At 62.6% G+C, this 25,849-nt stretch carries 21 protein-coding genes, 1 tRNA gene and 1 pseudogene; 14 read left to right on the forward strand and 9 right to left on the reverse strand.

Features of this window, described 5'->3' with window-relative positions; translation table 11 throughout:
- Positions 1-70 precede the first annotated feature (70 nt).
- The 10 genes from IV454_RS08615 (at position 71) to IV454_RS08660 (ending at position 8,010) form a co-directional block, all read left to right on the forward strand.
- Entirely contained in the window at positions 71-979 is a 909-nt protein-coding gene (locus IV454_RS08615; RefSeq protein WP_206091145.1) for a LysR family transcriptional regulator, read from the forward strand.
- A gap of 165 nt (positions 980-1,144) precedes the next feature.
- Complete coding sequence (locus IV454_RS08620; protein ID WP_206091146.1) at positions 1,145-1,453, forward strand: hypothetical protein; 309 nt, start codon at positions 1,145-1,147, stop codon at positions 1,451-1,453.
- A 64-nt stretch (positions 1,454-1,517) separates the two neighbouring features.
- Positions 1,518-2,696: an acetyl-CoA C-acetyltransferase gene (locus tag IV454_RS08625; protein WP_206091147.1), complete on the forward strand. Its 1,179-nt coding sequence runs from the start codon at positions 1,518-1,520 to the stop codon at positions 2,694-2,696.
- A gap of 130 nt (positions 2,697-2,826) precedes the next feature.
- Complete coding sequence (gene phbB, locus IV454_RS08630) at positions 2,827-3,567, forward strand: acetoacetyl-CoA reductase (RefSeq protein WP_206091148.1); 741 nt, start codon at positions 2,827-2,829, stop codon at positions 3,565-3,567.
- Between the two features lie 70 nt (positions 3,568-3,637).
- Positions 3,638-4,360, forward strand: a complete 723-nt coding sequence (locus tag IV454_RS08635; protein ID WP_206091149.1) for an AAA family ATPase — start codon at positions 3,638-3,640, stop codon at positions 4,358-4,360.
- Between the two features lie 19 nt (positions 4,361-4,379).
- Positions 4,380-5,372, forward strand: a complete 993-nt coding sequence (locus IV454_RS08640; RefSeq protein ID WP_206091150.1) for a DUF1993 family protein — start codon at positions 4,380-4,382, stop codon at positions 5,370-5,372.
- Positions 5,353-5,973 (forward strand): hypothetical protein, encoded by a 621-nt coding sequence (locus tag IV454_RS08645; RefSeq protein ID WP_206091151.1) that lies wholly within the window; start codon positions 5,353-5,355, stop codon positions 5,971-5,973. Before IV454_RS08640 ends, IV454_RS08645 begins: the two co-directional genes overlap by 20 nt.
- A gap of 87 nt (positions 5,974-6,060) precedes the next feature.
- A complete protein-coding gene (gene pip / locus IV454_RS08650; protein ID WP_206091152.1) occupies positions 6,061-7,017 on the forward strand; it encodes a prolyl aminopeptidase in 957 nt (318 codons plus the stop codon).
- Between the two features lie 62 nt (positions 7,018-7,079).
- The gene (locus tag IV454_RS08655) at positions 7,080-7,538 is read left to right on the forward strand and encodes a DUF2721 domain-containing protein (protein WP_206091153.1); all 459 of its coding nucleotides are present in this window, start codon (positions 7,080-7,082) and stop codon (positions 7,536-7,538) included.
- Positions 7,539-7,554: 16 nt separating this feature from the next.
- Positions 7,555-8,010 (forward strand): hypothetical protein, encoded by a 456-nt coding sequence (locus IV454_RS08660; RefSeq protein ID WP_054265560.1) that lies wholly within the window; start codon positions 7,555-7,557, stop codon positions 8,008-8,010.
- 9 nt (positions 8,011-8,019) lie between these two features.
- Here IV454_RS08660 and IV454_RS08665 read toward each other — a convergent pair whose 3' ends face one another.
- Positions 8,020-8,475: an SRPBCC family protein gene (locus IV454_RS08665; RefSeq protein WP_229522143.1), complete on the reverse strand. Its 456-nt coding sequence runs from the start codon at positions 8,473-8,475 to the stop codon at positions 8,020-8,022.
- 306 nt (positions 8,476-8,781) lie between these two features.
- On the opposite strand from IV454_RS08665, the gene IV454_RS08670 reads away from it, so the two are divergent.
- The gene (locus tag IV454_RS08670) at positions 8,782-10,818 is read left to right on the forward strand and encodes an NADPH-dependent 2,4-dienoyl-CoA reductase (protein ID WP_206091155.1); all 2,037 of its coding nucleotides are present in this window, start codon (positions 8,782-8,784) and stop codon (positions 10,816-10,818) included.
- 461 nt (positions 10,819-11,279) lie between these two features.
- On the opposite strand, the gene IV454_RS08675 is transcribed toward IV454_RS08670, so the two are convergent.
- Positions 11,280-12,401 (reverse strand): beta-ketoacyl-ACP synthase III, encoded by a 1,122-nt coding sequence (locus tag IV454_RS08675; RefSeq protein WP_206091156.1) that lies wholly within the window; start codon positions 12,399-12,401, stop codon positions 11,280-11,282.
- A 112-nt stretch (positions 12,402-12,513) separates the two neighbouring features.
- The gene (locus IV454_RS08680) at positions 12,514-13,956 is read right to left on the reverse strand and encodes a S41 family peptidase (RefSeq protein WP_206091157.1); all 1,443 of its coding nucleotides are present in this window, start codon (positions 13,954-13,956) and stop codon (positions 12,514-12,516) included.
- Between the two features lie 243 nt (positions 13,957-14,199).
- On the opposite strand from IV454_RS08680, the gene IV454_RS08685 reads away from it, so the two are divergent.
- A complete protein-coding gene (locus tag IV454_RS08685) occupies positions 14,200-16,497 on the forward strand; it encodes a TonB-dependent receptor domain-containing protein (RefSeq protein ID WP_206091158.1) in 2,298 nt (765 codons plus the stop codon).
- A 55-nt stretch (positions 16,498-16,552) separates the two neighbouring features.
- Positions 16,553-18,595 (forward strand): M13 family metallopeptidase, encoded by a 2,043-nt coding sequence (locus IV454_RS08690; protein ID WP_206091159.1) that lies wholly within the window; start codon positions 16,553-16,555, stop codon positions 18,593-18,595.
- A gap of 339 nt (positions 18,596-18,934) precedes the next feature.
- On the opposite strand, the gene IV454_RS08695 is transcribed toward IV454_RS08690, so the two are convergent.
- Entirely contained in the window at positions 18,935-19,819 is an 885-nt protein-coding gene (locus tag IV454_RS08695) for a c-type cytochrome (RefSeq protein ID WP_206091160.1), read from the reverse strand.
- A gap of 197 nt (positions 19,820-20,016) precedes the next feature.
- Between IV454_RS08695 and IV454_RS08700 the strand changes: the two genes are divergently transcribed.
- Positions 20,017-20,092 (forward strand) — tRNA-Arg (locus tag IV454_RS08700).
- A 142-nt stretch (positions 20,093-20,234) separates the two neighbouring features.
- Here the strand turns inward: IV454_RS08700 and IV454_RS08705 are convergent.
- The 5 genes and pseudogenes from IV454_RS08705 to IV454_RS08725 all read right to left on the reverse strand — a co-directional run.
- Positions 20,235-20,471, reverse strand: a pseudogene (locus IV454_RS08705) (type I restriction enzyme endonuclease domain-containing protein); the annotation flags it as partial.
- A 351-nt stretch (positions 20,472-20,822) separates the two neighbouring features.
- Positions 20,823-21,473: an ATP-binding protein gene (locus IV454_RS08710; RefSeq protein ID WP_206091161.1), complete on the reverse strand. Its 651-nt coding sequence runs from the start codon at positions 21,471-21,473 to the stop codon at positions 20,823-20,825.
- Positions 21,474-21,498: 25 nt separating this feature from the next.
- Positions 21,499-23,069 (reverse strand): IS3 family transposase gene (locus IV454_RS08715; protein ID WP_206091036.1). Its coding sequence is split into 2 segments (ribosomal slippage): positions 21,499-22,613 and positions 22,613-23,069, totalling 1,572 coding nucleotides; the frame shifts between segments, so codons are not numbered across the junction.
- Positions 23,070-23,308: 239 nt separating this feature from the next.
- Positions 23,309-24,169, reverse strand: coding sequence for an AlbA family DNA-binding domain-containing protein (locus IV454_RS08720; RefSeq protein WP_206091162.1), 861 nt, complete (start codon positions 24,167-24,169; stop codon positions 23,309-23,311).
- Between the two features lie 504 nt (positions 24,170-24,673).
- Positions 24,674-25,711, reverse strand: a complete 1,038-nt coding sequence (locus tag IV454_RS08725; protein ID WP_229522145.1) for a MerR family transcriptional regulator — start codon at positions 25,709-25,711, stop codon at positions 24,674-24,676.
- Positions 25,712-25,849 lie beyond the last annotated feature (138 nt).

The following is a 25,849-nucleotide window of genomic DNA, read 5'->3' on the forward strand; positions in this document are numbered from 1 at the left end:
GGCAAACTGTCATATAATCAAAACGAAACCTTTTGCAGTTCCGCATGAAAAATTTTCATAGAACGAGACCATGCTAGAACTCCGACACCTGCGCACCCTGACCGCCTTGCGCTCTTCCGGCAGCCTGGTGCGTGCCGCCCAATTGCTGAACCTGACCCAGTCGGCCCTGTCGCATCAGGTCAAACTGATGGAGGAGCGCTACGGCGCGCCCCTGTTCGAGCGCAAGTCGCTGCCGATCGCGTTTACCGCCACCGGCATGCGCTTGCTCGACCTGGCCGACCGGGTGCTGCCCGAGGTCGAACAGGCCGAACGCGACGTGGCGCGCCTGTCGCAGGGCGACAAGGGCCAGTTGCGCGTAGCGCTCGAATGCCACACCTGTTTCGACTGGCTGATGCCGGTCATGGACGCGTTCCGCCAGCGCTGGCCGGAGGTGGAGATCGACCTGGTGTCGGGCTTTCACAGCGAACCGGTCGACCTGCTGCGCAGCGGCCTGGCCGACCTGGTGATCGGCTCGGCCGGCGGCCCCGAGTACACCGTGTTGCCCCTGTTCCGCTTCGAAATCCTGGTGGTGCTGGCCCAGAAGCACCGCCTGGCCGCCCAGCGCCGCCTGGAAGCGGCTGATTTTGAAGGCGAAACCCTGATCACCTACCCGGTGCCGGAAGAGCGCATCGACCTGATCCGCGAAGTCTTGCGGCCGGCCGATGTGCACTTCGAGCGCCGCACGGCCGAGCTGACCGTGGCCATCCTCCAGCTCGTCGCCAGCCGGCGCGGGCTGGCCGCGCTGCCCAACTGGGCCATCAAGAATTACGTCGACTACGATTACGTGCTGTCGCGCCCGGTGGGCGAGTTCGGCCTGTGGAGCGACCTGTTCGTTTCGGTGCCGCCGGCCCTGGCCGCCAAGGCTTACGTGAGCGACTTCGTGGGCGTGATCCGCGAGCAGTGCGCGCGCACCCTCGACGGTATTACCTTGCTTAGCTGATATGTAGTCGGGGTAATTTGCGCCTGCGGGGTAATCCCCGATTGTTTTCGGTGAATAAGCTGATAAGATTGATTTTGCTCAAACTCGAACGGAATCGGGAAACTAAGATGGAAGACTTTGTCACGCTCTACGCTGCCAAAGCCTGTCCATCCGAGAAGGGAAACCATGTTTTCAAGTTCCGACCCATTTTTCCGCTCCATGCGGGAACTGTTCGACACCCAAGCGGGCATGTATCAGCGCAGCGTCCACGCAGCCATGGACGCCGGCGTGTCCGCGGCGGAAGTCAATGTCGATTCGATAAGAACCCTGCTCGCCACGGCCACCGTCGCAACCCGGCAGTGGCAATGTGCGGGAGGCGCCAGCAACTGGCTGACCCCGGTTCCGCGCGATGCATGGCAGTTTGCAATTTTCGGTCGGCCCCCAATGGCCGCGCCGCCGGCCGCAGCCCAGCCGGGAACGGCGACCGGCACCTAGTGTCAGGCCGCTCACTTGAAACCTATTGGCCACCGCGCCAGAACACAGCACATCGGAGATTCACATGGAAGACGTCGTAATCGTGGCCGCTGGCCGTACCGCAGTCGGTAAATTTGGCGGCGCGCTCGCGAAAATCCCCGCCGCCGAACTGGGCGCCCACGTCATCAAGCATCTGCTGGCCCAGATCGACCTCGATCCGGCCAAAGTCAACGAGGTCATCCTCGGCCAGGTGCTGACCGCCGGCGTCGGCCAGGGTCCGGCCCGCCAGGCCGCGCTCAAGGCCGGCTTGCCGGACATGGTGCCGGCGTTCACCGTCGGCAAGGTCTGCGGCAGCGGCCTGAAGGCCACCCACCTGGCGGCCCAGGCCATCAAGTGCGGCGATGCCGACATCATCATCGCCGGCGGCCAGGAAAACATGAGCGCCTCGCCGCACGTGCTGCCCGGTTCGCGCGACGGTTTCCGCATGGGCGACACCAAGCTGGTCGACACCATGATCGTCGACGGCCTGTGGGATGCGTTCAACCAGTACCACATGGGCGTCACCGCCGAAAACGTCGCCAAGAAATACGAAGTCTCGCGCGCCGAGCAGGATGAGTTCGCGCTGCAATCCCAGCTCAAGGCCGAGGCCGCGCAAAAGGCCGGCAAGTTCAAGGATGAAATCATTCCTTTCGAAATCGTCTCCAAGAAGGGCACCGTCGTGTTCGACACCGACGAGTATCCGAAGCATGGCACCACGCTCGAATCCCTGGCCAGCCTGCGCCCCGCTTTCGATAAAGCTGGTACCGTAACCGCAGGCAACGCCTCGGGCTTGAACGATGGCGCCGCCGCCGTGATCATGATGTCCGCTTCCAAGGCCAAGGAACTGGGCCTGAAACCGTTGGCGCGCATCAAGGCCTATTCCTCGGCCGGGCTGGACCCGAGCATCATGGGCATGGGCCCGGTCTCGGCGACCAAGCTGTGCCTGCAAAAAGCCGGCTGGACCCACGAAGACGTGGACCTGATGGAAATTAACGAAGCCTTCGCCGCGCAAGCGATCGCCGTCAACAAGGAAATGGGCTGGGATACCAGCAAGATCAACGTCAACGGCGGCGCGATCGCACTGGGGCACCCGATTGGTGCATCGGGTTGCCGCGTGCTGGTGACCCTGCTGCACGAAATGGTCCGGCGCGACGCCAAGCGCGGGCTGGCCAGCCTGTGCATCGGCGGCGGCATGGGCGTTGCTTTGGCGGTAGAGCGCGACTAAGTACCGTTGCGCGCAAGCGCAGCCGGGTCAAAGCGGGCGACACTGAGCATTACTCAAGCGGGGCACGGCGGGGTCCGATCCGCCCCCGCGATTTGGTTGGAGTTGGTGTACAAAAACAGGAGAAGACAAAATGGCTAGAGTTGCATTAGTGACCGGCGGTATGGGCGGTTTGGGCGAAGCGGTGTGTTTCAAGCTGGCCGCTCTCGGGTATCGGGTTGTCACCACGTATTCCCCTGGTAACAAGAAGGTCACGCAATGGCTGGCGACCACCAAGGACATGGGTTACGACTTCAAGGCGTACGAGTGCGACGTGGCCGACTACGATTCGGCCCAGGCTTGCGTGGCCAAGATCGAGGATGAAGTCGGCCTGATCGACGTGCTGGTCAACAACGCCGGCATCACGCGCGACATGACGTTCAAGAAAATGGACAAGCCGAACTGGGACGCCGTCATGGCCACCAACCTCGATTCCGTCTTCAACATGACCAAGCCGGTGTGCGATGGCATGGTCGAGCGCGGCTGGGGCCGCATCATCAATATTTCGTCGGTGAACGGGCAGAAGGGCGCCTTCGGCCAGACCAACTATTCGGCCGCCAAGGCCGGCATGCACGGCTTCACCAAGGCGCTGGCGCTGGAAGTGGCGCGCAAGGGCGTGACCGTCAACACCATTTCGCCGGGCTACATCGGCACCAAGATGGTCATGGAAATCCCGAAAGAAGTGCTCGACACCAAGATCATTCCGCAAATTCCGATGGCGCGCCTGGGCAAGCCGGAAGAAGTCGCCGGCCTGGTCGCTTACCTGTCGTCGGATGAAGCCGCTTTTGTCACGGGCGCCAATATTGCCATTAACGGTGGCCAGCATATGTCCTGATCGCGGTACGCAGTCGCAGGAACCGAAAAGCACTGCCTGCGGGTAGTGCTTTTTTTCACCAAGGATCACCATGGCGATCAGCGCCAAACCCTATTTACGCGAAATCTCGATCGCCGACGATGCCGGGATCGATTTCGACAGTTATCCCTTCAATATTCCCGCCGTGCGCGAGATGGGCGTGATCGAGCCGCATGCCGACGTCACCTTTTTCGTCGGTGAAAACGGCGCCGGCAAGTCGACGCTTCTCGAAGCGATCGCCGTGGCGATGGGTCTGTCTGGCGAAGGCGGCAGCCGCAGCGTTTCGCGCGGACAGCAGAAGGTGTCGCCCCTGCACGATCGCCTGAAGCTGGTGAAAGGCTTCCGCAAGCCGGCCTGGTCCTACTTCCTGCGCGCCGAAAGCCTGTTCAATGTCTTTACCTATCTCGACGAGCTTCCTCCTCCCGGGAGACGGCCATCGAAGCATCTGCGCTCGCACGGCGAAGCCTTCATGGAGGTGATGCTGGAGTTTTCGGCCGGCGGCCTGTACCTGCTCGACGAGCCCGAGGCGGCGCTCTCGCCCAACCGCCAGCTGGCCGCCCTGTCGGCCATCGACCAGCTGGTCAAGCAGGACTGCCAGTTCATCATCGCCACCCATTCGCCTATTTTGCTGTCCTATCCGAACGCCAAAATCCTGCAGTTCGACGGCAGCGGCATCACCGAAGTCGCGTATGAAGACACCGAACATTTCGCCGTCACGCGCGACTTTCTCAACCACTATCCACGGCGCCTCCAGCAACTGCTCGCCGATGACTGACCACAGGAACACCACCGACTTGAATACCATCTCCACGCTCACTTTCAGGGTAGCGACCGAAGCCGACATCGGCGCCATGTCCGCCATCCGCCTGGCCGTTACCGAAAACCGCCTGCGCGACCCCGGCCGCATCACCACCGCCATGTACCGCGATTACCTGGGGCGTCTGGGCCGCACCTGGGTGTGCGAGGACGATGGCGTCATCACCGGCTTTGCCAGCGCCAACCGCGAGGAAGGATCGATCTGGGCGCTGTTCATCGACCCCGCGCGCGAAGGGCAGGGCATCGGCAAGCGCCTGCTGGCGCTGGCGGTGGACGATCTGTTCGAACACGGGCACGCGCAGATCGTGCTCTCCACCAGCGCCGACACGCGCGCCGACATCTTTTACGAATCGCAGGGCTGGGAGCGCGGCAAGATGAAAGACGATATCGAAGTGCAGTATTCGCTGCAGCGCGTACGCGACGCGGCGCCGGCGAACGACAACCTGTACGAAGCCAGCGTGCCCGTGTTCCTGCGCTACCTGCGCCATCTGCGCGCCATGCTGGCGCTGGCCGAAGCGCATCCGGACGGCCATGCACTGCTGGACGCGCGCCTGGCGCCAGGCATGCTGACCCTGGCCGTGCAGGCCGAGGTGGCGGCCAACTTCGCCGTGCGCGCCTGCGCCCCGCTGGCCGGCAGCGCCCTGTCGCAGAGCGGCGCCTTTCCCGCCAGCGCGCTGCGCGACAGCGGCCAGTTCGCGCCGACCTACGACGGCCTGCGCCAGCGCATAGACTTCGTGCTCGGCTTCCTGAACGCGCTCACACCAGCGCAGTTCGACGGCGCCGCCAGCCGCGTCGTCAGCGACCGCGCCGGCGAAGCTCTGGTCACCCTGCCGGGCCAGGCCTTCCTGCTGCAGTACGCGCTGCCGAACTTCTTTTTCCACCTGACCACCGCCTACGCCATCCTGCGCCAGGGCGGGCTCGCCATCGGCAAGGCCGATTTCGACGGCTTCCATGTCTACACCAACGCCTGAACCAACGACTCTGCTCGCGGACATCGGCCTCGCTCCCGCCATGGCGGCTACCATCGCCGCCGACGTGGCGCGGGGCGACGCCCGCTCGCTGCTGCACGAATTGCTGCTGCGCGGCCTGTGGAGCACTGTCATCGACGAAGCCGCACCGGAGGCGCTGCATCGCCATGGCGGCGCCGTCGCCAGGCTGCTGGCGGCCGGCGTCGACCTGCACGATCTGGTCGATGTCGTGCGCGAAGCCCAGGTCGACACCATCTACAACGTGGCGCAACTGATCGACTGGCCCGACGAGGGGCTGGAATTGGGCGAGACGCTCGATGTCCGGCTATTGGCGGCCATGACGCACGGCGGGGGCGTGCCGTCGCCGCTGCCCGAGCTGCATGCGAGCCTGATGGAGCGCGACCCTGCGGGACGATCCGGCGAGCCACGCTCTCCCGTACTGCGTCAGTTCGGCATGCTCGATGCCGACATCCGGCGCCAGATCACGGCGCTGACCGGCGAGCGCAAATTCTCCGCCGCCGCCGTCCTGTGGAAACAGCACGTGGGCGGCGAGCTGAAAACCGCGCTGGCGGCGGTGCAGTCGCTGGCCGGGAAAACACGATAGGCGCGCTCGCCGCAGCGGCCGGGTCAAGCCCGTCGGCGGCGGCGCGCCAGTGCGCTACAATCGGATGTCAACTACAAGAGGACTCCCATGCCCGCCATTCCGACCTGCCTGTTCCCGCCGATCCAGCCGACCCGGCACGGCATGCTGCAAGTCGATGCGCTGCACACCATCTACTGGGAGGAAGTGGGCAATCCGAAAGGCATACCCGTGCTGTTCCTGCACGGCGGGCCGGGCGCCGGCCTGTCGCCGCAGCACCGGCGCTTTTTCGATCCGCAGCACTACCGAATCATCCTGTTCGACCAGCGCGGCGCCGGCAAATCGACCCCGCTGGGCGAGTGGCACCAGAACACCACCCAATTGCTGATCGGGGATATCGAAACCTTGCGCGAACAGTTCGGCGTGGACAAGTGGCTGGTGTTCGGCGGCTCATGGGGCTCGACCCTGGCGCTGGCTTACGGCCAGGCCCATCCCGAACGCTGCCTGGGCTTCATCCTGCGCGGGATTTTCCTGTGCACCGCCGCCGAAGTGGACTGGTTCCTGCACGGCGTGCGCTGGTTCTACCCCGAGCTGTACGAGGAATTCGTGGCCCCGATTCCCGAGGCCGAGCGGGCCGACCTGCTCACCGCCTACACCACGCGCATGCTGTGCGACGATCCGGCCGTGTACTGGCCGGCGGCGCGCGCGTGGAGCCGCTTCGAGGGGCGCCGCGTGTTCCTGCTGCCGCAGCCCGAAGACACCGCCTCCGACACGCTTGACCTGGGCGTGGGCCGGCTCGAATCGCACTACATGGCCAACCAGGGCTTCCTGCGCGAAGACCAGCTGGTGCAGGACGTGGGCTGCATCGCGCACCTGCCGTGCGTGATCGTGCAGGGCCGCTACGACGTCATTTGCCCGCCGCTGTCGGCCTACCGCCTGCACCAGGCCTGGCCCGGGGCGCGCCTGCGCATGGTGGCCGACGCCGGCCATGGCGCGCTGGAAGCGGGCATCGCCAAGGCGCTGGTGGGCGCAACCGAGCAGTTCAAGCGCAGCGGACGCTTCGATTAGGACGGCGCGGGTGGCCCTGCTACACTAGCGGCTGTGCATGCATTATCAAATTACGGCGCCCTATGAATCTCCAGCTCACCGATATGGGCCACGTCATCCAGTTGGCCATTGCGCCGGTGTTCCTGCTCACCGGCGTGTGCACCAACCTGATGGTGCTGACCAACCGCCTGGCGCGCATCATCGACCGCTCGCGCGTACTTGAAGACCGGCTCGACATCGGCTGGAACGATGCCTACATGGACGAACTCGACGTCCTGTACCCGCGCTGGCACCTGATTAACTACGCCATCGCGCTCAGCACCGCCTGCGGCCTGCTGATTTGCCTGATCATTGCGCTGCTGTTCCTGGGCGATACCACCAATGTCTCGCTGGACCAGTACATCGCCGGCCTGTTCGTGATCGCGATGCTGTGCCTGATCGGCAGTTTTGTGTACCTGCTGCGCGAAATTTTTGTCGCCTCCAAGACCTTGCGTTCGCGCCGTCACGTGCGTCCGCGCGGTTCGCCGCCGGCCGCCAACTAACAGATTGAATTTTCTTATGCACGATTACCAACGTCCTCCCACCCTGTTCCGCTACGCGCCGCGCGCCGAACTGGAAGCCGCGCTGACCCTGGGGCAGTTCCGCCTGGTCCCGGCCAACAATTGCCTGACCCTGTCGTTTTCGCAAGCCTGGGACACCGCCCTGTTCGACGTTTTCTCGCCGGCCGACTGCTGCCTGGTGATCCACAATACCGAGGAATTCGGCGAACGCCTGCACCGCGCCGTGCAGCGCACCCTGCCAAGTTGGGCCGGGATCGACGGCGCCGTCGAATACGGCGCGCGCGCAGCCCTGGGCGCGGCCTTCACCAAGAGCAGCGCCGAAGCCGAAGAACGCGAATGGCAGTTCGCCTGGCGCGCCATGGCGCCGCAAATGAGTCTCAATCCCGTGACGGTCAAGATCGGCAGCATCGAAACCTTCGCCGAACTGCGCGAGCCGCAAAGCTATCAGGCCTGAGCGCCAGGTTTAGTTGGCAGGCGTGTCGCCGCGCTCCAGGCGCGCCAGTACGGCCTTCATCATGTGCTCGATGTCGGAGCGGATGATGTTCGCCCCCAGCATGCCGGGCACGTAGAACTTCGGTACCAGCTTGCCGCTGTAGACGATGCGCGTGCCGCCCGTCTCGGGCACCGGGATCAGCTCCCAGCGGCACTGGTAGACGCGCATGTCGCCGGTAATGAGGCCGATGTCGATCGACGTCATCGCTTCCTCGGTCGCCTGCACGATCAGGTGGATGTCGCGCCGGATGAACAGAAAGCTGGCCACCCCGAACTGCTCGATGATCGCCTTGTTGCCGGTGCGCGAGAGGACCTTGGACGTTTTCAGGTCGGGCACGAAGTCGGCCATGCGGTCGTAATTGGTCAGTACCTTCCACACGGCCGCCGGCGCGGCGCGCACCTCGCCGCTGGATCCGACCTCGAACATGTGCTGGTCCGCCAGATCGACGCGCCTGACCGTCACCTCCAGCCTGGATTGGGCCAGGACGGGCGCGGAGTAGGCAAGGAAGCAACAAAATAGGATTCGCGGAAACATGGACCCAGCCTACGGGAAAGCGGCGGCCCTGACAAGGAGGCGCACTCAAGCGTGCGCGAGATAGCGGCGCGGCGGCGGGCCGAAGATTAGAACCCGGCATCTACAGAAGTAGGTTGTAATATCGTCCTGACATGCAGTGCCGACATCCTGTCTTGACGTGCCGTCCCGACGTTCCTCACGCCCCTATCCATCCCGACCATGACAACTCAAGCCTATCCCCACCTGCTCGCGCCCCTGGACCTGGGCTTCACCACCTTGCGCAACCGCGTCATCATGGGTTCGATGCACACCGGGCTCGAAGACCGCTTCTACAACTACGGCAAGCTGGCCGCGTTTTACCGCGAACGCGCGAAGGGTGGGGTGGGGCTGATCGTCACCGGCGGCATTTCGCCCAACCGCCAGGGCTGGCTGCTGCCGTTCGGCGGCACCCTCAATTTCGCCGGCGACGTGGTTAACCACCGGCGCGTGACAAACGCGGTGCACGAGGAGGGCGGCAAGATCCTGATGCAGATCCTGCACTCGGGACGCTATGGTTATCAGCCGCTGGTGGTGTCGGCGTCCGGCGTGAAGTCGCCGATCTCGCCGTTCAAGCCGCGCGCGCTGACCGAAAGCGGAATCGAAGCGACCATCCGCGACTACGCGCGCTGCGCCAGGCTGGCCAAACGCGCCGGCTACGACGGTATTGAAGTGATGGGCAGCGAAGGCTACCTGCTCAACCAGTTCCTGTGCGCGCGCACCAACCTGCGCCAGGACCGCTGGGGCGGCAGCATCGAGAACCGCATGCGCCTGCCCGTTGAAATCATCAAGCGCATCCGCCAGAGCGTGGGCGAGGATTTCATCATCATGTACCGCCACTCGCTGCTCGACCTGGTCGAAGGCGGCAACACCTGGGACGACGTGGTCAAGGTCGCGCATGCGCTCGAACACGCCGGGGTCACCATCCTCAACACTGGCTACGGCTGGCACGAGGCGCGCGTGCCGACCATCGTCACCTCGGTGCCGCGCGCGGCGTTCGCCAGCGTGGCCGGCCGCCTGCGGCGCGAAGTGAAGATTCCCGTGGTGGCATCGAACCGCATCAACATGCCGTTCGAAGCGGACGACATCATCGCCCGCGGCGACGCCGACATGGTATCGATGGCGCGCCCCTTCCTGGCCGACGCCGAGTTCGTGGCCAAGGCAGCCAGCGGGCGCGCGGACGAAATCAACACCTGCATCGGCTGCAACCAGGCCTGCCTCGATCACACCTTCGCCAACAAGCGCGCCAGCTGCCTGGTCAACCCGCGCGCCTGTCATGAAACGGAACTGGTGTACGCCAAAAAGGCCAAGGCGCGCAAGGTGGCGGTGGTGGGCGCCGGTCCGGCCGGGCTGTCGGCAGCGACCGTGGCGGCCGAATGCGGGCACGCGGTGACCTTGTTCGATTCGAGCGACACGGTGGGCGGGCAGTTCAAGATCGCCATGCAAATCCCGGGCAAGGAAGAATTCGCCGAAACCATCCGCTATTTTTCGCGCAAGCTGGAGCTGACCGGCGTCACCGTGCGGCTTGGCGAGCGGGTCACGCGCGCGGCGCTGCTGGCGGGCGGTTTTGACGACGTGATCGTCGCCACCGGCATCAAGGTGCGCATGCCGCCGATCGAGGGCATCCGGCATCCCAAGGTGCTGTCGTACATCGACGTGTTGCAGAACAAGGCGCCGGTGGGCAAGCGCGTGGCCATCATCGGCGCGGGCGGGATTGGTTTCGACGTGGGCGAGTACCTGCTGCATAACCCGGCGCACCCGCTGCCGCTGCCGGTAGCCGAGTGGGCCGGCGAATGGGGCGTGGACCTGGAAGCGACCACGAGTGGCGGACTGGTGGCGCCGCACGCGGCCGAGCCGGTGCGCCAGCTGTTCCTGATGCAGCGCAAGGCGTCCAAGCTCGGTGCGGGGCTGGGCAAGACGTCCGGCTGGGTGCACCGCGCGACCTTGAGCCGCAATGGGGTGGTGATGCTGGCCGGGGTCACGTACAACAAGATCGATGATCACGGGCTGCATATCACGGTCGGCGGGGAGGAGCGCTTGATCGCGGTCGACAACGTGATTATCTGCGCGGGGCAGGATAGCTTGACGGAGTTGATGCCGGAAGAGGGTGCGGCCAGTGGCGGGCCGGTGTTCCACAAGATCGGCGGTGCGGCGCTGGCGGCCGAATTGGATGCCAAGCGGGCCATCAGGGAAGGCGCCGAACTGGCCGCGCGCTTGTAAAAGAACGCGACCCTCCGTCGTTCCCACCTCTCCAGGAACTGGCTTATGGATTCGATGGTGTTAGGTTAAGCGTTTTTCTGACCACAAACTTCAAGACCGTCGTTCCCGCGCAGGCGGGAATCCAATTCCGTAGCGCTGTCACAGGCGGCTCGACGAACTTGGATTCCCGCCTCTCCAGGAACTTGCATTTTGCCGCTACGTTAAGCAGCTTTGCGACCACAAACCTCGAAACCGTCACTCCCGCGCAGGCGGGAGCCCATAGCACCTTCGATATCCAACTGTGCTATGGATTCCCGCCTGCGCGGGAACGACGGAGCTTAAGCTAGCGTCATTTGGAAGCGGCCTCTGACTTTGCACCGTTCCAAGAGATTTGAGGAGTTTCCTTGAAACTGGGCGCTGCGCGGGAAGTCGGTTCTGGCAATGCCAGAGACGACGGAGATAAGGTTAGCGGGTCACGGCTACTACTTCTTCCGTACCACCACGCACCCAATCGAATACCCCGCGCCAAACGAGCAAATCACGCCGTGCGAGCCGCTCGGCATGTCGTCCTGGTACTTGTGAAACGCGATGATCGACCCCGCCGACGAGGTATTCGCATACGTGTCCAGAATGACCGGCGCTTCCTGCGGCTCCGCATCGCGCCCGAGCAGCATGCGCGTGATCAGCAAATTCATGTTCAGGTTGGCCTGGTGCAGCCAGTAGCGCGACACCTGCGCCACTTCCAGCCCCGCATTGGTGATCGTCTCGCGGATCATCTCGGCCGCCATCGGACACACTTCCTTGAACACCTTGCGGCCCTGCTGGCGGAACAGCTTGTCCGGCTTGCCGATGCCCGATTCGTCGAAGCGGTTCATGAAGCCGAAGTTGTTGCGGATGTTGTTCGAGAATTTGGTCTTGAGCTTCGATTCGAGAATCTCGAACTGGTGGTGGCTGGTCGCCGTCTCCGCCGCTTCGATCACGATCGCCGTGCAGGCGTCGCCGAAAATGAAGTGGCTGTCGCGGTCGCGGAAGTTCAAATGGCCGCTGGTGATTTCGGGATTGAGCACCAGTACCGCGCGCGCCTGCCCGCTCTGCACCGCCGCCATCGCCGTCTGGATGCCGAACGTGGCCGAGGAACAGGCCACGTTCATGTCGAAGCCGAAGCCGTCGATGCCCAGCGCTTCCTGTACTTCCACCGCCATGGCCGGATAGGCGCGCTGCATGTTGCTGCAGGCGACCAGCGCCATGTCGATGTCGGCCGCCGTGCGTCCGGCCCGGTCCAGCGCCTGGCGCGCCGCGGCCACGCAGATTTCAGCCTGCAGCGAGATGTCTTCGTCGGCACGCTCGGGAATGCGCGCCGTCATGCGCGCCGGGTCCAGAATGCCGGATTTTTCCATCACGTAGCGCGACTTGATGCCGGACGCTTTTTCGATAAAGGCGGCGCTCGAACCTTCGATTGCCGTCAGCTCCCCCGCCGCGATCGCATCAGCGTGCTCGGCGTTGTACAGTTCGGCGTAGGCGTTGAAGGCGACGACCAGCTCTTCGTTGGAGATCGAATTGGGCGGCGTGAACAGGCCCGTGCCGCTGATGACGACTTGTTTCATGGTAAAGCTTTCAAATAGGGTAAGCCGGGCATAACCCGGCACGTGCCGCTGATTCTACACAATGGGCTTCACGGTGGCGAGAAAAGCGCGGGGCCGCCCCGCCGGAGAGCGCCTATTTCCGCTTTTTCGCGGGCGCCGGTACGGCTTCCGCGGCCGGCTCCTTGGCCGGCTTGGCCAGTTGCACCGGCAAGCCTTTCAGGTGATTGAGGGCCTGGGCCAGCTGGAAGTCGTCGGCGCTGCCGTATTCGAGCGGCTTGCGCTTGCGCTCGACCGCCAGCAGGCGGCGCTGGGCCTCGAGCTGCTCGCGCGTGCTGGCCGCGCTTTCCTTGTCGCGGTCGTTGGACAGGTGCTTTTCCAGGTCGGCCTCGCGCATGCGCAAGCTGTTCAAGCCATCGCCGTCGGCATTTTCATCGACCAAAAAATCGGGAATGATGCCGCGCGCCTGGATCGAGCGCCCCTTCGGGGTGTAGTAGCGTGCCGTGGTCAGCTTGACCGCGGTGTCGCCGCCGAGCGGCTTGATGGTCTGCACCGATCCCTTGCCGAAGGTCTGGCTGCCGAGGATCACGGCGCGTTTGTAATCCTGGAGCGCGCCGGCCACGATTTCGGAGGCCGAGGCCGAGCCGGTGTTGACCAGCACCACCATCGGCACCGTCTTGAGCGCCGCCGGCAGGCGGGCCAGCACGTCGCCGTCGCCCTGCAGGGTGTAGAACTCGGGTTTGCCCAGGTAGCTCTGGCGCGAATTGGCCAGCTGGCCGTTGGTCGAGACGATCTCGGCGCCGCGCGGCAAAAACGCGGCCGACACGCCGATGGCGCCCTGCAGCAAGCCGCCCGGGTCGTTGCGCAAGTCCAGCACCAGGCCCTTGAGGGACGGATCCTGCTGGTACAGCGCCGCCAGGCGGGCCGCCATGTCGTCCACGGTCGGTTCCTGGAATTGCGCAATGCGCAGCCAGGCGTAGCCCGGCTCGACAATCTTGCCCTTGACGCTTTTCTGGATGATTTCCTGGCGTACGATCGTCATCACCAGCGGCAGCGCCACGTCCTTGCGCAGCAGGGTCAGGGTGACCTTGGTGAGCGGCTCGCCGCGCATCTTCTTGACGGCTTCGTCGATGCCCAGGTTCTGGATGGCCTCGTTGTTGATGCGCGTGATCAGGTCGCCCGCCTTGATGCCGGCGCGCCAGGCCGGCGAATCCTCGATCGGGGCGACGATCTTGATGTAGCCTTCTTCGCTCTGGGCAATTTCGATGCCCAGGCCGACGAACTTGCCCTGGGTGCCTTCGCGCAGGTCGCGGTAGGCTTTCTTGTCGAGATAAGCCGAATGGGGATCGAGCGAGGCGACCATGCCGGTGATGGCGTCGGTCAGCAGTTTCTTGTCGGCCACCGGTTCGACATAATCGGTTTTGATCAGATCGTAGGCGTCGGACAGCTGGCGCAGTTCTTCGAGCGGCATGCCTTGCTCGACCGGCTTTTGCGCCAGCGCCGAGAACTGCATGGAAAAGGCCACGCCGACGAGAGCGCCAAGGCCGACCAGCCCGGAATTTTTGAGGGTAGAGCCCATGAAGTCACCTACGATGCCAGGAAAAATGCGCCAGTCCAGCTGATGAGCTGGCGCGAATCCAGTATAAACCCGATTTCGCGGCCCGCATCGAAATTGTGCATGCCTGGTCTGTGTATCGAAAAGTAAAAAAAACGGGCCCGGCGGTTGCGCCAGGAAGGCAGCGGCTAGAATGCCAGCATCGCGCGTCCCATGACGCGCCACACATTTGCCGTCCAGCCAGCCTGATCCACCACTACATTCCCGATGAGCAAACTGATTCGCTTCGCCTGCGCCGCCCTGATCGCCAGTATCGCCCCGTCCAGCCATGCCCAGGAGACGAGCGCCGGACCGGTGACACCCGTGCCGGTGCAGGAGCCTACTGCCGTGCCTACCGCCGTGCCTACCGCCGTGCCTACCGCCGTGCCCGCGTCCAAGCCCAGGTTCAAGTCCAGGGACGAGCCCAAGGCGGCGGCGGGCGTGGCCGCGGTCACCATCAACGGCAGCCGGGTGGGCGATACCGAATCGCGCCGCCTGTCGACCGCCGCCAAGATGGTGTTCGGGCGCGAGGAACTGGACCGCAACGGCGACAGCAGCGTCGGCGAAATCCTCAAGCGCCTGCCCGGCGTGACCATGGGCGGGCCGCCGGGACGGGGCGGCGGCGGGGCGCGCATGCGCGGCCTGGGCAATGGCTACACCCAGATGCTGGTCAACGGCGAGCGCCCGCCGGCCGGGTTTTCGCTCGAATCGCTCTCGCCCGACCAGGTCGAACGCATCGAAGTCATGCGCGGCCCCGTGGCCGAGCACAGCACCCAGGCCATCGCCGGCACCATCAACGTGGTGCTGCGCGAGGGTTACCAGCAAAAGGATGTGCAGCTCAAGCTGTCCGACAGCATCGAAGATGGCCGCCACGGACCGAACGTCTCGCTCACCATGCCCGGCAAGGTGGGCGCGCTGACCTGGCTGATGAGCGGCTCGGTGGGCAGCAACCGCCAGCACGACGAGAGCGTCACGACCTATCAGGACACCAATCTTGCCGGCCTGTTGCTGAAAGACCAGCAGGTCGATGCCCATAGCAACCGCAGTTCGCGCTCGGTGCACCTGACGCCGCGCCTGTCGTATAAATTCGACAATGGCGACACCCTCAATTTCCAGCCTTTCCTGATGTACAACCGCAGCGAAGGCGACAGCGACAGCCGGCTGACCCAGCGGATCGGCCCGCCGCAGCGCGAATACGCAGTGGCGCTGGCCGACTCGACCTCGTCGATGACCATGCTGCGCGGCTTCGGCAACTGGCTGCACCGGATGGACGCCGGCGCCAAGCTCGACGTCAAGTTCGGCTTCGGCGGCGGACGCAGCGAAAGCACGTCGCTGCGCAAGCAGTACGGCGACAATGGCGTGCTCAAGGATGTCTTCAACGACGTCGACACCTCGCGCAGCCATAGCCTCAACAGCGGCGGCAAGTACAGCACGCCGCTGGCCAAGGGCCACCTGCTGGCTGCCGGCTGGGACCTGGAAGGCGGGCACCGCGCACTGAGCACGGTGGCGCTGGTCAACGGCCGCGCCCAGTTCGCCGAATCGGGTTCCAGCATGACGGCCGACACGCGCCGCGTGGCCGGCTATGTGCAGGACGAGTGGGATATCACGCCCCAATGGTCGTCCTACCTGGGCTTGCGCTGGGAAGGCATCCGCACCAGCGCCACCAACCAGGGGCGCGACGTGCGCAACAACAGCAAGGTGTGGAGCCCGGTGCTGCACACCGTGTGGCGCATTCCCGGTTTTGACAAGGACCAGGTTCGCGCCAGCCTGACGCGCAGCTACCGCGCGCCCCAGCTGAACGACCTGATCGCCGTGCCGACCTATTCCCAGCTCAACAGCGCAACCCGCCCCGACCGCACCGGCAACCCCAACCTCAAACCCGAGCTGGCGCAAGGGCTCGACCTGGCGTACGAGCACTACCTCGGCAAGAGCGGCATCCTCAGCGCCAGCGGCTTCGTGCGCAAGATCGATAACCTGATGCGGCGCGAACTGACCCTGCGCGACACCCCGGACGGCCCGCGCTGGCTGTCGAGCCCGTCGAACATCGGCAGCGCGCGCACCAGCGGCATCGAGCTGGAAGCCAAATTCCAGCTGGCCGAGCTGGTGGCCAACGCCCCGAATATCGATTTGCGCTCGAACTACAGCCATTTCTGGTCGACGGTGGAGGGCATTCCCGGCCCCGACAACCGGCTCGACCAGCAAGCCAAACAGACCGCCAACGTCGGCCTCGACTGGCGGCTGAAGAATGTGCCGCTGACCCTGGGCGGCAGCTACAACTGGACCCCGGCGATCCTGGTGCGCACCAGCGCGGACGAAGTCGCCACCACTGGTGTGAAGCGCCAGTTCGACGCGTACGGCCTGTGGAAGATCAGCGCCGCCACCCAGCTGCGCCTGTCGGCCAACAACCTGCTCAATAACGACTACCTGGCCGGCCGCACCGTGACCCGGAATGGCATCGCCCAGCTGTCGGACATGGCCAGCCGCACCTACACGACATGGACAATTCGTCTGGAAATGAAGTTATAGTGCTCGATACTGTGGCCACAAGCCATTTTTTCCCCCGCCCCATAAGGACACCCCTGTGAAACGATTTCTTCTGAGTACCCTGACCCTGAGCCTGGCGGCCGCTTTCGCCAACGCCGCCGATCCGGTCCAACCCGGCGCGCCGGTTTCCGGCATCGACATGCAGTACATCGACAGCAGCGTGCGTCCGCAGGACGATTTTTTCAGCTACCTGAATGGTGTGTGGCTGAAAAACACCGATATCCCCTCCGACAAGTCGAGCTGGGGCACCTTCGCCAAGCTGCGCGACGACACCTTGCCGCAGCTGCGCACCCTGATCGAAACGGCCCAGAACGAAAAAAACAAGAAAGCCGGCAGCGAGGCGCAGAAAATCGGCGACCTGTACACCAGCTACATGAACCAAGCCAAGCTGGAAAAGCTCGGCTACAAGCCGCTGGCCGGCGAATTGCAGCGCATCCGCGCGCTGCGTGACAAGAAAGCCATCCCGGCCCTGATCGCGCACCTGACGCAAATCGGCGTGAGCGCGCCGTACGGCATCTACGTGGGCCAGGACAGCCGCGAATCGACGCGTTACGCCACTTACATCAGCCAGAGCGGCCTGGGCTTGCCCGACCGCGACTACTACCTGAAAAAAGACGACGCCAAGCTGGCCGACGTGCGCGCCAAGTACGAGCGCCACATCGAGAAAACCCTGGGCATGGCCGGCCACAAGGATGCGGCCGGCGCAGCCAAGGCCATCCTGGCGCTGGAAACCGCGCTGGCGGAAGTTCAGTGGAGCAAGGTCGACTTGCGCGATCCGGTCAAGCGCTACAACAAGGTCGAGATCGCCAAGCTGGGCGAGCTGACCCCGGGCTACGACTGGAAGAGTGCGCTGGGCGCCGCCAACGTGGCCGGCAAGGTCGACTACGTGGTCGTCGGCCAGCCGAGCTACCTGGCCGGCTTTAACCAGGTGCTGGAAAAGACCGACCTGGCAACCTGGAAATCGTATTTCGAATGGCATTTGCTGACCAGCTATGCGGAATACCTGTCGAAAGAGTTCGTCGACGCCGACTTTGCCTTCTTTGAAACCGTGCTCAAGGGCGTACCGGAACAGGAACCGCGCTGGAAGAACGGCGTCGCGACCGTGAATGGCGCGCTGGGCGAAGCGGTCGGCAAGGAATATGTCGGCAAATATTTCCCGGCCGAGCGCAAGGCGCGCATGGAAGAGCTGGTGCAAAACCTGTTGGTCGCTTACAAGCAGAGCATCGACACGCTCGACTGGATGGGGCCGGAGACCAGGAAGGAAGCCCAGGCCAAGCTGGCCAAGTTCCGCCCGAAGATCGGCTACCCGAGCAAATGGCGCGATTACTCGGCGCTGACGGTCAAGCAGGACGACCTGGTCGGCAACATGATGCGTGCGCGCACCTTTGCCTACAACCGCAACGTCAACAAGCTGGGCAAGCCGATCGACCGCGAAGAGTGGGGCATGACGCCGCAGACAGTGAACGCTTACTACAGCTCGACGATGAACGAAATCGTGTTCCCGGCCTCGATCCTGCAGCCGCCGTTCTTCGACATGCGCGCCGACGATGCGGTGAATTACGGTGCCATTGGCGCGGTGATCGGGCACGAGATCAGCCATGGCTTCGACGACAAGGGCAGCCAGTCCGACGGCGACGGCAACCTGCGCGAATGGTGGACCAAGGAAGACCGCGCCAAGTTCCAGGCCAAGGCCGACATGCTGGTCAAGCAGTACAGCGGCTACAGCCCGCTGAAGGGTTACAACGTCAATGGCGAGCTGACCCTGGGCGAGAACATCGGCGACAACTCGGGCGTGGCGATCGCGTACAAGGCCTACAAGCTGTCGCTGGGTGGCAAGCCGGCGCCGGTGATCGACGGCCTGACGGGCGACCAGCGCTTCTTCATGGGCTTCGGGCAGGTATGGCGCATGAAGATGCGTGAAGCGCAGCAGATCGTGCAGGTCAAGACCGATCCGCACTCGCCGGGCCAGTTCCGCGCGAACGGCACGATGATGAACCAGCCGGCATTCTATGAAGCGTTCGGCGTGAAGGAAGGCGACAAGATGTACCTGCCGCCGAAAGAGCGCGTCACGATCTGGTAATCGGGTAATTGAGATGACAAGGGCCACGCGAGTGGCCCTTTCTGTTTGCAACGTGCGTTGTGCAGGGCACGGGATGATGTGGGCGCTTGCTATCATCGTAGCGGGCCGGGGTCTGTTGGGAAGTCGCTGGCTGCGGAGCCGACTTGGGCCCCCGCCTTCGCGGGGGCGAAGGCGGGGGCGGGGTGGGAGCGAAGGCGGGGGCTCGTCGTTGCTGGCACTGCCGGAGATGATTTTCCGCGCGGGCGGGAATCCAGGTTCGGACCAGCCCCGGGTCCTTGCTGATCTGCGGACGAAAAAAAACCGCCCTGAAAAGAGCGGTTTATCCGGCGCGGTGAACGCTTACTTGGCTGCGGCAACCATGAAATCGACTGCTGCCTTGACTTCCTCATCGGACGCCGTCGAACCGCCTTTTGGAGGCATCATGCCGGCCTTGCCGGTAAAGCCCTTGAGTGCGTGCTCGTACAACACTGGCGCGCCTTGTGCAATGCGTGCGGCCCATGCGCCCTTGTCGCCGAACTTCGGCGCACCGGCAATACCTGCACCGTGGCAAACAACGCATGCGGCGTTGTAGGTGGTCTTGCCTGCATCGGCGGCCAGCTTCGGTGCTTCGGCCGGGGCTGCTGCTGCCGCTGGCGCTGCTGCGGGAGCTGGTGCCGGGGCTGCCGTTTCCGCTGGCGCTGCTGCTTCAGCCGACGCGGCCGGAGCGGCGGCTGCCGCTGGAGCCGCTGGCTCCTTGAACTTGGCGCCGCCCTGGTTAGCCATGTGCACGACCGCGCGCGCTACTTCGACATCGTCCAGATCAGGATTGCCACCGCGGGCAGGCATCGCACGGATACCGTCGATCGCGTGCTTGACCAAGGTATCGTAGCCTTGAGCAATACGGGGACCCCAGGCACCGGCATCGCCGAACTTCGGTGCGCCGGCGGCGCCAGTGGCGTGGCAGGCCGCGCAGTTGGCCGTGTAGACGGCGTCGCCAGCGAGGTAGACCTTCGGTGCGTTGGCATCCTTGAGGGTGAACCCGTCATCGGCCACCGGACGCAGACGCGCCGCGACCGCTTCGGCCTTCTGGCTGTCGGTGCCGGCACCAGTGGTTTTCTTCGTCGTCACGAAGGTCACCAGCAGAATGATGCCGATGACAGTGACCAGGAAGAAGCCGGCAACCGCAGCGACGAGCTGCTTGGGTGTCCGGATCGCGGATTCGTGTTCGTTGTGTGCGTCGCTCATGATGTCCTTAGTACAATTTTCAAAAAGCTGCCGGCCGGTCGTGTTCGCATGGATGAACTTGCAAATACTCGCCAAACCCGCGATTATAGACTCAAAGCACCTCTTATGGAACGCAAATTCCCTGTAACACGACACTTTCCATGGACGCGGGTACAGAAAAAACGGTATCCTTCGCCTTACGTTCGACATTCCTCAGCGCGGCTGTAGCTCAGTGGATAGAGTATTGGCCTCCGAAGCCAAGGGTCGTGGGTTCGATCCCCGCCAGCCGCACCAGTTTTTCGTAATAAATTCAACTACTTACCATTATTTTGTTGGCCTGCCTGTGCACATTGTCGACGGCGAACTGCGGTCGTTTAGGACTAGTGTAGGGTTTTGGAAGCAATATAAATCAATATTTAGAGTGTTCGGGCAACTTTTATGCCCAGGCGGCGCGCAATGCCTCAGCTTGTTGCATTACCAACGCAACCGCCGCATCCTCCTTCAGCGGGGGATATTTGTACTTACGTAGAATTCTCTTTACCAGCAGGCGCAGTTTGGCCCGAACGCTATCCCGCACTGCCCAGTCGGCGCTTACGTTCTTGCGCAAACTCTCAGCTAGTTCATGTGCGATCTTCTTCAATGCCTCGTTTCCGGGCGCCCTGTGGGCACCCTCCAACAAGGCGTCGTCCATCGCAAAAGCCGCATGCTCGCTCATATGATCCCTTGATTGATTTTTCATGATCCATCCCTACCGTTGTACTCTAATTAGACTGGGGTAGGTGTCTCATGTCATATTGGCATAGGGGGCCCGCGCTCGGCCTCCACCTTGAATTTCTTGGCCATCGCGATGAGTTCTTGCATGACCTGGGCGAAATTTTTTTGAAGGGATCGTCGATCGTGTGCACAGAATGGGAGGAGATCACTTTGCCCTCCCCCTGGGGCAGGGGTAAGCATTCGCGTTGGCTGCACATTGGGACTTCCGATATTTGTGTAAGCACATTCGTTGCCGGGGTATTCGGTACTGTCACGCCCAGTAGGGAATGTACTCAGCGAATTTGTTGCCGCTGGTGGTGTCCTTGCGTCGGATACGGCCAGCCTCCACAGCATCTGCGATCAAGTTGGTAATTTGATTTCGTTGTCGCTCGCTTACTTTGAACCGCCTTCGCAGTGTGGTATTGGTGAGCGTCTGACTTGAAAAATATTGTAAGACAGCGTGCTGATAGCAGGCTTCAATGCGCTCAGCTTGCGCCATGTCGGAGAATTGCCGTGGGGCGTACAAGGTTACCTGAAACGCATTTTCCAATGGGGTGAACAGAACCGGTGGCATGCCAAAAAGTTCGACTGCCGACACCACCTTTTGGAACCCAGTGCCTCGCTCCTCACAGATGCGATACAAGCGGAATTTCGATGCTAGAAGTTCGTTGCGCGACTCTGGGGTAGTTCCGATCAAACGATCGAGTCGCTTGCTTGGCAGTAGTGATCCTGGGTTCGTAAAAGTAATTCGGTCGTCGTAGATTTCGATGGTTGGGCCTGCGCCGGTGACACTAAAGTCCTGGTGAATCAAGGCGTTGGCGATCAATTCTCGGAGAGCAATTTCCGGGTAGAGGCTTACCTGCTCTCGCAGGGACTGCTGGATTACCTCTGAGTGGGGAAGCACGCGCTCGGAAATTTGCAAGCTAGTTGTCGCCTAAACGCGGTTTCTATGCTGCTTTTTTGAGTTCTGGATTTTTCTCCTTTTTGGTGACGGTCTCCGTGACACTTTTTTCCGGATTGAGGTGCACGGTCGTGACTGGCGCCCAGCTTCGCGTGTCGCCACTCCAGCGCTCCGGGCGCTCGGCCTTGGCCGCCTCATAGACCTCCGTACGTTTGCGCAGCAGCTCGCCATCCAGGCCCGCGTGCCGCTGTGCCGGCGTGACGAACTGGATGGCACTGTGACGGTGCTCCTCGTTGTACCAACGCACGAACGTGCCGACCCACTGCCGCGCGGCCATGAGGCTTTCAAATGAGCGCTGCGGGTAGGCTGGGCGGTACTTGAGCGTTTTGAAGAGGCTTTCGCTGAAGGGGTTGTCATTGCTACACGCGGGCCGACTGAACGATGGGACGACGCCGAGCTTTTGCAGCGTTGCAAGCATGGTGGCACCCTTCATCGGACTGCCGTTGTCAGAGTGCAGCACCACCTGTTTTGGCGCGATATTTTCACGCAAACAAATATCGCGCATCACCTCGCTGGCTAGCTCGCTGCTTTCCGATTCGTAGACCTGCCAGCCGACGATCTTGCGGCTGTAGATATCCATGAAGAGGTAGAGATAGAAATAGATGCCCATGACCGTCGTCGGCAGATAGGTGATGTCCCAGCTAAACAGCTGGCCCGGTGCTGTTGCCACCAGCGCACGGGGCTTGTGGCGGGGTTTTGCCGGCTTCTCGGCCCCACGGTGCTTGAGCTGGTTTGCCGCGTTCAGCAAGCGATAGAACGTCGACTCCGAGGCGACGTACTCGCCCCGGTCGACCAGTTGTGGCACGATCTGGCTTGGTGGGAGGTGGCCGAATTCGGGTGAGTTGGCGATCTCCAGTACGCGCTTGCGTTCCAGATCGCTCAGGCGGTTCTTGGGTGTCTGCACCCGTGCCGGCCGTCGATCACAAGCCCCCTCAGCTTTGTCGTTCTGCCAGCGCTGCAAGGTCCGCTCGCTCAGCGTAATCACCTCGCAGGCCCGCCACTGGCGCGCGCCGGAACCGACCGCCTCGGCCACCAAATCCATCACCTGGTCGCGCTGCGGGAGGTCGGTCATCATTCCTCGTCCTCCCACAGCGCGCGGAACTTTTTTTGCAGGATCAGCAACGCGGCCGCCTCCGCCAACGCGCCATTTTTGCGCACAATCTCGCGCTCGAGCTTTGCAACCTTGTCCTTCAAAGTGCGCATTTCGCGCACGCCCGTTGCGGGCTCTTTTACCTCTCCGCAGAAGGCCGCCTCCCAGCTGGTCAGATGATGGGGGAATATGCCGTGCTCGCGGCACCACGCCTGCAAAGCCTCGTCGGACAAGCCATGGGTGGCCCGCAATGCGGCAAACTGCTCCGCGGCAGTCCAGTCCTGAGGGCGCTTCTCGCGCGCCGTCGGCGCGTCCTTAATGGTCACAACTTTATTCTTCATCCAATATTTTAACGTGTGGTGATTCACATTCAGGTCTTCGGCGACCGACTTGACCGACCGGTGGCCTCGTGAATACACTTTGACCAGGGCTTGTTCGATAAATGCTTCGGGATATTTTGATGACATTGGTGCCTCTATATATTGAAAATTAGAGGCGATAACTAGTTCCGTCGCTGGCCGTGGGCCAAGCATCGGAGTCCGTCCTGCTCGAACAAGAAATCGAAAACCTGACGTCTTGAGGGAACGGGTTCCGCTGCGCTTCACCCGTAACACCCGTCCCCCGCTCCCGGAAACGATGTTAGAAATAAGGCACAAGAACGAACCCTAAACCCCACCACAACGATCAAGATCAGGACATAATTTGTTCAAAAACACACCCGACAAGTAGTCTGACACAGGGGGCGCTTGAGGTAGCCGATCAGCCCTTCAAAGCCCACAGCGTAGCCCTTATTCCCGACCAGCTCATCCGTAGTATCAACCTTATTGGTTCCACGGTAACGAATTACGCGGATACTCTTTCGGCTTAGGGAGTCGAACAGGTTCAGTTCGCGTGCGGCGGCGATTCCGCCTAGGTTTGTGATGTAGTAGCCACTACCATCGAGCACGACCATGTTCTCGTCCGCAAGCCACCGCATTAGCTCGTGATTTTCGTCGGGCAATGGGCGTTGTAGAAGCTTGCTGATGGTGGCAAGGTCTAGCCGAGCAATGACATCGTTAGCCGGCAAGAGCGTAGTTGTGCGCAGTTCTTCCCAACGTGGGGCATGGCTATGGAGCATCAGCGAGCCGACATCGGCGCGGGAAGCTTTACGGGTCGTTCCGCCGGAACGTATCCATGCTTCTTCTATGCCTTTGCCACGACGATGCACTGGTTTGTTCGCCTGCTCGCGGATATGGACAAGCAGCAGGGAAACGTCATCATGTTCGACAACAGCATGATCCAGGACAAGAGGCGGGTCGATTGCATCGCGGCCTAAACTTGTGAGTCGTGTGATGATTCCTTCTACTTGAGTTTGGTCAACGCCTACCAGATTGGCGGCAGCATCGGCAATCCCATAGACTAGGTAGCCGCCGTTTGGATGGTTGGCGAAGGCAATGAGGTGTTCGGTAAGTCGGTCCTTGTTGTCGGATAAGTTGACCTTCCAGTCCAGCTCGTTGACTTCATGAGGTACCGGCTCAAGGCTTGCCTTCAGCGAGGAAAGTGCCTGCGTGACCCAGTGTTTACTCATGTGATTGTAAGTAATTGATTTTATTGAAAAAAATGCCTACGTCGTTTTTCTAGTGTGATAAATAACGCCTGCTAGAGGTGGCGTTATTATAACGTCGGCGTAAGTTTGTCAAGACGCAGCCGGCACGCTAAGCATCGTACTCCATGCCGCACCTATTGACACGAGGTTGCATCAACCTGCGACTCCTGACTCGGCTTCACAATGGTCAGCACAGTAGCGCGAGAAACGCTGTAGAGCTTCGCCACCGCTGGTGTCGGATAAGTCGGCGGAAGCGCACAGCGACGCGATCTTATTACCCACCTGGCAGGAAAACGCCACTTTTTCTTCTTTCGAACAAAGCGACTCGCGCCGCTGTACCTGCGCTTGCGCCGAGGCCGTCGTTGCCAGGCATACCAGGATCATTCCAGATACGCGGGAGAAAGCATGCATGGTCATGGCCCCAAAAAAGTTGTTGCGTATATTAACCAGAAAAAAATACCGCCCCGCGCTTGAGGGGCGATACCGTTACCGTGGCGCTTGCAAGGTGGCGGCGGACTGCCTGATAAAGGCGAGCATCTCCGCATTGATCCAGCTGCCGGCCAGCAGCGCCGGCTCGCTGTCGATTGCCAGGCGCATTTTGGCCAAGGTTGCCGGATTGTCGCCCGCGCCCTGCCTGAACAAGGCGAACCATTCGCGCGTCAGCGCCTGCACCGCTGGGTCGCCCGGTGCGGCGCCGGCGTGCATCTGCTGGTGCACCGCGGCGATCAGGGTCATCCACTGCTTGCCGTGCTTGCCGCCGTGCTCGCGCATCCGGCGCAGCTCGTCTGCGTCAAGGTAGTTGGCGTAGATCCGCAGCCTGTTTTCCGCCAGCGCATCGATCACGTATTGCTTCAGTTCGGGGGTAATGCCAATGCGTTGCCGCGCCGACGGCTCACCTTCCATCAGCGCGCCCATGCGTATGGCAAAGTCGGGATTGGCCGCCGTGTCGCGTTCGAGCCGACGCATCCAGTGCAGCGCCAGGTGCCGCGCTTGCCTGCTCGCGGCCGGCACACCGCCGGCCATCAGGGCGGCGATGCGCGCCACCAGGCGGCCCCAGATGCCGTCGCGTTGCGAATCGAATTGAAAAAAGGGCAGGCGTTGCAATTCTTCCTTGGTGAAGTAGCTGTCGTACGCGCCCATCAGTTCGAGGGTGGACAGCCAGTTCGCCAGATCCGGTTCGGCGCCCAGCTGCAGCTGGCGCTGCAGTTGCACAAGCTGTCCGCGCAGCGCGCTCGCCTGCGCGATCTGGCGTCGCAGCGCGGTAATCTGTTCGGCCACGATGCCGGCAAACCGCGTGTCCGGCTGATCCAGTACGACGCCGATCTCGGCCAGCGGCAGGCCGAAGCGGCGCAGCGCCTGGACCTGGTGCAGGCGCGCCACATCGGCCCGGTCGTACAGGCGGTAGCCGGAGGCGGCGCGCGCCGACGGCTTGAGCAGGCCGATGCGGTCGTAATGATGCAGCGCGCGCACCGTCACGCCAGCCCGGCTGGCGAGCTCGCCGACCTTCAATAGTTCCGGCTGCAATTTTTCGTTCCGGGCCACGGCAATAGCGCGGCCACAAGTAAAGTCCAGCATCGCATGATCAATACTCCATTTTCACTGAGGCACTCAGGCAATCAGCATCCTTGTGCAATGGAAATTGTACGCGACTGAGCGCGCCGC

The organism is Massilia antarctica (genome assembly GCF_015689335.1).
Classification (GTDB): domain Bacteria; phylum Pseudomonadota; class Gammaproteobacteria; order Burkholderiales; family Burkholderiaceae_D; genus Telluria_A; species Telluria_A antarctica.